The 7,923-nt window shown below is 42.0% G+C and carries 7 protein-coding genes; 3 read left to right on the top strand and 4 right to left on the bottom strand.

The window, feature by feature from the left end:
* Positions 1-49: 49 nt before the first annotated feature.
* On the bottom strand, positions 50-598 hold the full coding sequence (locus M1G05_RS05620; RefSeq protein ID WP_000624513.1) for a CvpA family protein: 549 nt from the start codon (positions 596-598) through the stop codon (positions 50-52).
* Positions 595-897, bottom strand: a complete 303-nt coding sequence (gene zapA / locus M1G05_RS05625; protein WP_000002019.1) for a cell division protein ZapA — start codon at positions 895-897, stop codon at positions 595-597. The genes M1G05_RS05620 and zapA overlap by 4 nt, the downstream gene beginning before the upstream one ends.
* Before the next feature lie 86 nt (positions 898-983).
* On the opposite strand from zapA, the gene rnhC reads away from it, so the two are divergent.
* The 3 genes from rnhC to recD2 all read left to right on the top strand — a co-directional run bounded on the left by rnhC (position 984) and on the right by recD2 (position 5,084).
* Entirely contained in the window at positions 984-1,865 is an 882-nt protein-coding gene (gene rnhC / locus M1G05_RS05630; RefSeq protein ID WP_247953305.1) for a ribonuclease HIII, read from the top strand.
* 3 nt (positions 1,866-1,868) lie between these two features.
* Positions 1,869-2,483, top strand: a complete 615-nt coding sequence (lepB, locus tag M1G05_RS05635; protein ID WP_004245100.1) for a signal peptidase I — start codon at positions 1,869-1,871, stop codon at positions 2,481-2,483.
* A 234-nt stretch (positions 2,484-2,717) separates the two neighbouring features.
* Positions 2,718-5,084, top strand: a complete 2,367-nt coding sequence (recD2, locus tag M1G05_RS05640) for an SF1B family DNA helicase RecD2 (RefSeq protein WP_247953306.1) — start codon at positions 2,718-2,720, stop codon at positions 5,082-5,084.
* A 153-nt stretch (positions 5,085-5,237) separates the two neighbouring features.
* On the opposite strand, the gene tig is transcribed toward recD2, so the two are convergent.
* Both tig and M1G05_RS05650 read right to left on the bottom strand, forming a co-directional pair.
* Positions 5,238-6,521, bottom strand: coding sequence for a trigger factor (gene tig / locus M1G05_RS05645; protein WP_070479836.1), 1,284 nt, complete (start codon positions 6,519-6,521; stop codon positions 5,238-5,240).
* A 221-nt stretch (positions 6,522-6,742) separates the two neighbouring features.
* Positions 6,743-7,923 (bottom strand): N-acetylmuramoyl-L-alanine amidase family protein (locus M1G05_RS05650; protein ID WP_247953307.1); only part of this gene is annotated, 1,181 nt, incomplete at its 5' end.

The raw sequence follows: 7,923 nt of genomic DNA on the forward strand, positions 1-7,923 counted from the left end.
AGATTCTAGTCAATCTGTAAACAAAGGGCTAGGAAAACTCCTGCCCTTTTTATCCGATTAAATTTGTCACCCAGATTTGTTTGAGCCAACTGGTTGTTACCGGTATGCTTTGGATGATGTGTTTTGCAACGATACTCTTTTCAAGAGGATTTTGTATAGCTGCCATGGGAATGGTTGCTAGTATGGTCAAGGCCATTTGCAAGACAAATAAGGTTACCAACATGGACAAGATGCCTGCTGAAACTTGGAACAACTTACCACCCAGTTTTTTACTAGGAATCAAGTGTAAGAGGAGACCAAGCAAACGACCGATGCTATAGACAATCCCAAATACAAGCAAGTAGCCAATACCTGCATAAAAGACCTTATCCAGCTGAAAGAGTTGATCCGATGGGAAAAAGAAAGTTCCCTGACCTTCCTGCGGATTTGCATAAGGGAGCAATAAATGGAATTGTTCTCCCAGCCCCTTATAAAATTGGCCAGCCACAAAAGCTGATGCCATAGCTGAAATCAGGTAATAAACCTGTAAGAGCAGGCCTCTCCGATAGCCGATATAAAATCCCCAAGCCAAGACCAATAGAAGAAGGAGTGAAATCATAAGGAATCCTCAATCTTGCTCTGTTCTTGCTTGCAAGTCACAAGCTTGTGACGGAGTTCTTCTAATTCTTGCTCCTTATCATCAAATTCAATCTCACGGCTGAGCTGAGTTGATAAACAGTTGACCGCCAACAAAAGAGCGATTGTTTCATCATCTGCACTAGGCATTTGTTCTTTAATTGCTTGGTATTTTTCTGTCGCAACCTTGGCAATCTCCTCCATAAAAAGGTTATCATGCTCGCTTGTCAAGGTTAATGATTTTTTCCCGAATGTAAATTTGAATCGATTTAGATTTGCCATAAAATTCACCTCACGATATTATACCAAAATTCGCTAATTTTGTCAGTTTTTACAAATTTGCCTGCTTTTATGGTACAATAGAAACTATGGCAAGTATAACACTCACACCAAGCGAAAAGGAGATTCAGGCTTTTCTTGAACACTATCAAACCAGTCTGGCTCCCAGCAAGAATCCCTATATTCGCTACTTTTTGCGACTACCTCAATCAACGGTTTCTATCTATACTTCTGGAAAGGTCTTGCTTCAGGGTGAAGGAGCTGAGAAATATGCTCGTTTCTTTGGTTATCAAGTTGTAGAGGAAACCAGCGGACAAAATCTCCCTTTGATTGGGACAGATGAGGTAGGAAATGGTTCCTACTTTGGTGGACTTGCAGTTGTGGCTTCCTTTGTCACACCTGACCAGCATGCCTTCTTGCGAAAACTCGATGTGGGGGATTCTAAGACTCTGACAGACCAAAAGATTCGTCAGATTGCTCCCATTCTCAAGGAAAAAATCCAGCACCAGGCACTCCTTCTCTCACCAAGCAAGTACAACGAGGTCATCGGAGACCGCTACAACGCTGTTTCGGTTAAGGTTGCCCTCCATAATCAGGCTATCTATCTCCTTCTTCAAAAAGGCATTCAGCCTGAGAAAATTGTGATTGATGCCTTTACCAGTGCTAAAAATTATGACAAGTACTTGGCACAAGAGGCCAATCGTTTCAGCAATCCTATCAGCTTAGAAGAAAAGGCTGAGGGCAAATACTTGGCTGTCGCAGTTTCTTCCATCATTGCGCGTGATCTCTTTCTAGAAAATCTTGAAAATCTAGGACGAGAACTGGGCTATCAACTTCCAAGTGGAGCTGGAACGGCTTCTGATAAGGTGGCTAGCCAGATTTTGCAAGCCTATGGTATGCAGGGACTCAACTTCTGCGCCAAACTGCACTTTAAAAATACTGAAAAAGCGAAAAAACGCTTAGAAAGGTAAGTTATGAATTCATTTAAAAATTTCTTAAAAGAGTGGGGATTGTTCCTCCTGATTCTGTCATTATTAGCTTTAAGCCGTATCTTTTTTTGGAGTAACGTCCGCGTAGAAGGACATTCCATGGATCCGACACTAGCGGATGGCGAAATTCTCTTTGTCGTTAAGCACCTCCCTATTGACCGTTTTGATATCGTGGTGGCCCATGAGGAAGATGGCAATAAAGACATCGTCAAGCGCGTGATTGGAATGCCTGGCGATACCATCCGTTACGAAAATGATAAACTTTACATCAATGACAAAGAGACAGATGAACCTTACCTAGCTGATTACATCAAACGTTTCAAGGATGACAAACTCCAAAGCACCTATTCAGGCAAGGGATTTGAAGGAAATAAAGGAACTTTCTTTAGAAGTATCGCTGAAAAAGCTCAAGCCTTCACAGTTGATGTCAACTACAACACCAACTTTAGCTTTACTGTCCCAGAAGGAGAATACCTTCTCCTCGGAGATGACCGCTTGGTTTCGAGCGACAGCCGCCACGTAGGTACCTTCAAAGCAAAAGATATCACAGGGGAAGCTAAATTCCGCTTCTGGCCAATCACCCGTATCGGAACATTTTAAGAGACCTAAGAGGCCGAGAATCAGCAATCTCAGCCTCTTCTTCTATCGTGAGACGATAATTATTCACTACCCAGTTTGATTAAGATAGAAACAAAGTTATACTCAATGAAAATCAAAGAGCAAACTAGGAAGCTAGCCGCAGGCTGTACTTGAGTACGGCAAGGCGAAGCTGACGTGGTTTGAATTTGATTTTCGAAGAGTATTAACTCTCACCTATTTATGCAAAGGAATCTTATGGAAGTTTATTTTTCAGGAACCATTGAACGGATTATTTTTGAAAATCCCAGCAATTTTTATCGCATCCTCCTCCTAGAAATCGAAGATACAGACGCACAGGATTTTGATGATTTTGAAATCATTGTCACGGGCACCATGGCTGATGTGATTGAGGGAGAAGACTATACTTTTTGGGGACAAATTGTCCAGCACTCCAAGTATGGGGAGCAACTGCAAATCAGCCGATATGAACGCGCAAAACCAACTAGCAAGGGCTTGGTTAAGTACTTTTCAAGTAGCCATTTCAAGGGGATTGGTCTCAAGACTGCTCAGAAAATTGTGGATACCTATGGCGAAAATACCATTGACGAAATTTTGCAACATCCAGAAAAGTTAGAAGGCATCGCAGGACTCTCTGCCAAAAATCGCGAGGCTTTCGTCTCCACTCTCCGTCTCAACTACGGAACGGAAATGGTTTTGGCCAAACTAGCCAACTACGGTATTCCCAATAAATTAGCCTTTCAGATTCAAGACTTTTACAAAGAAGAAACCCTTGATGTGGTTGAAAATTATCCCTACCAGCTGGTTGAGGATATCAAGGGCTTGGGATTTACCATTGCTGACCAATTAGCAGAAGAACTAGGTATCGAAAGTCAGGCTCCTGAACGCTTCCGCGCCGGTCTAGTTCATAGTCTTTTTCAGTCCTGTATGGAAACAGGGGACACCTATGTTGAAGCACGGGATTTGCTGGAACAAACCCTAACTCTCCTTGAATCTTCTCGTCCCGTGGAACTGGATCCCAGCCAAGTGGCCCAAGAGCTCTCCTACCTGATCGAAGAAGACAAGGTTCAGCAGATTGATACCAAAATTTTTGACAACAGCCTCTTTTTCGCTGAGGAAGGCATCCGCAGTCACTTGGTTCGTATCCTTGAAAAAGGAAAACAGAAGAGCCAGGATTTAGAAACCATTCAAAAACATATCGCTACTGTCGAAGAAGATCTGGAGATTGAGTATGATAACATTCAAAAACAGGCGATCTGCGACGCTATCCAGAACAAGGTCTTTATTCTGACAGGTGGACCTGGTACTGGTAAGACAACTGTTATCAATGGGATTATCGCTGTTTATGCTCTTTTAGAAGGACTTGACCTCAGGAAAAAAAGCAACTTGCCGATTCTTCTTGCCGCTCCAACCGGTCGAGCCGCTCGGCGCATGAATGAATTGACAGGTTTGCCTAGCGCGACCATACACCGCCACTTAGGAATGACAGGTGACGATGATACTAGTCATCTGGAAGATTATCTGGATGCCGACTTTATCATCGTGGATGAATTTTCCATGGTGGATACTTGGCTGGCCAATCAACTCTTCTCCAACATCTCTTCTAACAGTAAAATCCTTATCGTGGGCGACAGCGACCAGCTACCGTCTGTCAGCCCTGGCCAAGTTCTTTCTGATCTGCTTCATATTCCCTTGATTCCTCAGACTCGCTTGGAAAAAATTTACCGACAAAGCGAAGAATCAACCATCGTCACCCTAGCTAGTCAGATTCGCCAGGGCATCCTGCCAGCCGATTTCACCCAGAAAAAAGCAGACCGTTCCTACTTTGAGATTGCTAGTGGCCATATTCCTGCTACCATTGAAAAGATCTTAGGCGCTGCCCTCAGAAGTGGTATCCCTGCCCGTGATATTCAAGTTCTGACTCCCATGTACCGAGGGACAGCAGGGATTGATGCCATCAACCAACTTATGCAAGACCTGCTCAATCCACCACAAAAGGACCAACTCAGTTTTGAAGCTCCCCAGTGCCACTATCGTAAGGGCGACAAGGTCATTCATTTGGTCAACGATGCTGAAATCAATGTCTTTAATGGAGACTTGGGAGCCATCACAGACCTGATTCCTGGCAAATACACCGAGTCGAAACAAGACGAGATTGTCATTGATTTTGATGGCAACGAGGTCTCTTACCCACGTAACGAATGGTACAAAATTCGCCTGGCCTATGCCATGAGTATCCATAAGTCCCAGGGAAGTGAGTTCCCTGTTGTCATCCTGCCTATCACTAGTGCTAGTAGGCGTATGCTAGAGCGCAATCTCATCTACACAGCCATTACACGCGCCAAAAGCAAACTTATCTTACTAGGCGAATTACAGGCCTTTGACTATGCTACACAACATATCGGAACTGCCCGAAAAACCTATCTGATTGAACGCTTCAGTGACCTACTAGATAATGTTGAAGAAAAGCAACCAGCTGTCTCTGAAACAGCCACATCAAGCACCTCTGAACAAGCCTACATCCTGACAGAAGAAAACTGGGACAGTATCCCCGTCATGATTGGGATTACCGAAGCAGACCTCAAAGAGATTTTTGGAAAATAGTGCATAAGAAAACCCACCTAATCAGGTGGGTTTTTTGTTTATTAATACTCAATGAAAATCAAAGAGCAAACTAGGAAGATAGCCGTAAGCTGTACTTGAGTACGGTAAGGCGACGCTGACGTGGTTTGAATTTGATTTTCGAAGAGTATAAGATTATTTAACTGTTGCTGTGCTTGTGATCAATTCAACAGCTTTTTTGATTGTGATGTCGTGTTTCAACATATCAGCTGAAAGCAAGCTTTGTACTTGTGCAACTTCCATGTTGTAGTCTGTAGCCAATTGCTCGATTTCTTTTTGGATTTCTTCTTCTGAAGCGTCAAATCCTTCAGCTTTCGCAACTGCTTCGATAACAAGGTTAGTCTTCGTACGTGACTCAGCTTCTCCCTCGTATTGTTTGTGAAGGTCTTCTTGAGTAGTTCCAGTGATTTGGAAGTACATGTCAGGGTTGATACCTTGACGTTGCAAGTTTCCAAGGAATTCATTAACTGAACGGTGAACTTCTTCGTGGATCATTTCTTCTGGAAGTTCTACGATTTCAGCATTTTCTACAGCTTTATCAATTGCTGCACCTTCAACGGCATCTTTGTATGCTTCTTCTTTAGCAGCAGCCAATTCCTTGCGGTATTTTTCTTTCAATTCAGCAAGTGTTTCAACTTCTTCATCGATGTCTTTTGCAAGCTCATCGTCAAGAGCTGGAACTTCTTTAGCTTTTACTTCGTGGATAGTTGTCACGAATTTAGCTTCTTTACCTGCAAGGTCTTCTGCTTGGTAGTCTTCTGGGAATGTTACGATAACATCAACAGTTTCACCAGCTGAGTGACCTACCAATTGGTCTTCGAAACCAGGGATGAATTGACCTGAACCAAGTCCAAGTGAGAAGTTTTCACCTTTTCCGCCATCAAATTCAACACCATCGATAGAACCAACGAAGTCGATGACAACAGTGTCGCCGTTTTCAGCAGCAGCTTCTTTGATAACCAATTCAGCCAAGTTGTTGCGTTCGCGTTCGATACGCTCTTCAACGTCAGCGTCAGTTACTTCTTTTTCAACATCTACTGATACTTCAAGGTTTTTATAGTCACCCAATTTTACTTCAGGTTTTGTAACGACTTCAGCAGTGATAACCCAGTCTTGACCTTTTTCCATTGAAGTTACGTCAATTTTTGGTTGAGCAACCACTTCAAGACCAGCTTCTTTTACAGCTGCTTCATAAGCATTTGGCAAAAGAGCGTTCATAACGTCTTGGTAAAGTGACTCTTCACCAAATTTTTTGTCGAAGATAGGACGTGGAAGGTGACCTTTACGGAAACCTGGAACATTAAGAGATTTCTTCACTGAGTTGAAGACACGATCCAATTCTGGTTTGATTTGGTCTTGAGAGATAGTGAAAGTCAAGACACCACGGTTTGTTTCTTTGTTTTCAAATGATACAGACATTCTGTCATTTCTCCTTAAAATTTTTTAAATACAGTCTATTATAACATAAATGGGCGACTTTTTTCAAGTAATGAATGCGCTTTTCAATCCTGCTGGAAGTATGGTTTCTTCTTAATTTTCTTTAGAATTCAAATATAATCTTATAAAAGGTATTCAGTAGTGGCTGATTACAGTTAAAAAACGAATCGCCCATACATCCCTCATTAGGCGATTCGTTTTTCTTATTTAACCACAACCACTTTGTAATATTCGTTTGAGTGTGGAGATTCAATCTTAATTTTTTGACCATAGAAACCATCGATTTCTTTGTCAAGATAATCTCTAACTCCTGATGGCAAGCGTTTCATCTTAAGAATCTCACCGGATTGATCCGCATAGGCTAGAATGTGATAGTGAGTAGTGGTTGCTCCATCATCAATCAGTACAAAGTAACCTGTTTTAAGCTTACCTTGTTCATTTTCTAAATAGTATAGTTTATTGTTATTGATTGTGAAGTAAGTAGACGGAAGTCTAAGTCGTACACCTGGGTCTTCTAGATAAAGATCATTGCCAACTTTTTTGATTTCTGATCTAGTTGTCATCTCTGGAAGTGGTAATACTCTACGACCATCTGCTCCAAAGTAATATCGACCTGGCAGATTTTGGAAATTACGAATAACAGCTTTAGGATCAATTTCTTGTCCTTTTTCTTTATTATCCACTAAAGCTAAGGTTATATTTGCAACATGATCCCCATATTTGTCGGAAAACTTCTTGAACTCAGGTTTGACATACCAAGTGTTTTTAGCCACTATAACATCAGTAAATTTATTCCCATCATATTTTGCTTTAATCAGATATTCATATCCATCGCCTAAACGAACAATATCATCATGTTTATAAGGGCTATCTTGTAAAGTGAACATATGTCCATCCTTGCTGAGAATATAGCCTGTTCCATCACTAGAATTTACAACTCTATCAGAGGCCATTGCACCTGATTGTTCAAAATAATACCAATCACCATTTATGCACTCCCAACCTGTCATCATAGAACCACTAAAATGAAGATAGTACCATGTGTTGCCTTCTTTGTACCAGCCAGTACGCATAGCGCCACTATTAGCTAATGAGTACCAGGTGTTACCTTCCTTATACCAGCCAGTGCGCATGGCACCACTATTTGCGAGTGAGTACCAGGTATTGCCTTCCTTGTACCAGCCTGTGCGCATAGCACCACTATCTGCTAGTGAATACCAAGTATTGCCTTCTTTGAGCCAGCCTGTCTGCATTTTACCAGTGCTGTCAAAATGATACCATGAGCCAGCATTTTGTACCCATTTGTTTTTAGCGAGACTGCCATCTTGAGAAAGATTCCAGTCAGCACCATTTTTAACCCAAGTATCTGCAGCCTGTGCTTGGT

The sequence above is a fragment of the Streptococcus mitis genome (assembly GCF_023109515.1).
Classification (GTDB): Bacteria; Bacillota; Bacilli; order Lactobacillales; family Streptococcaceae; genus Streptococcus; species Streptococcus mitis_CS.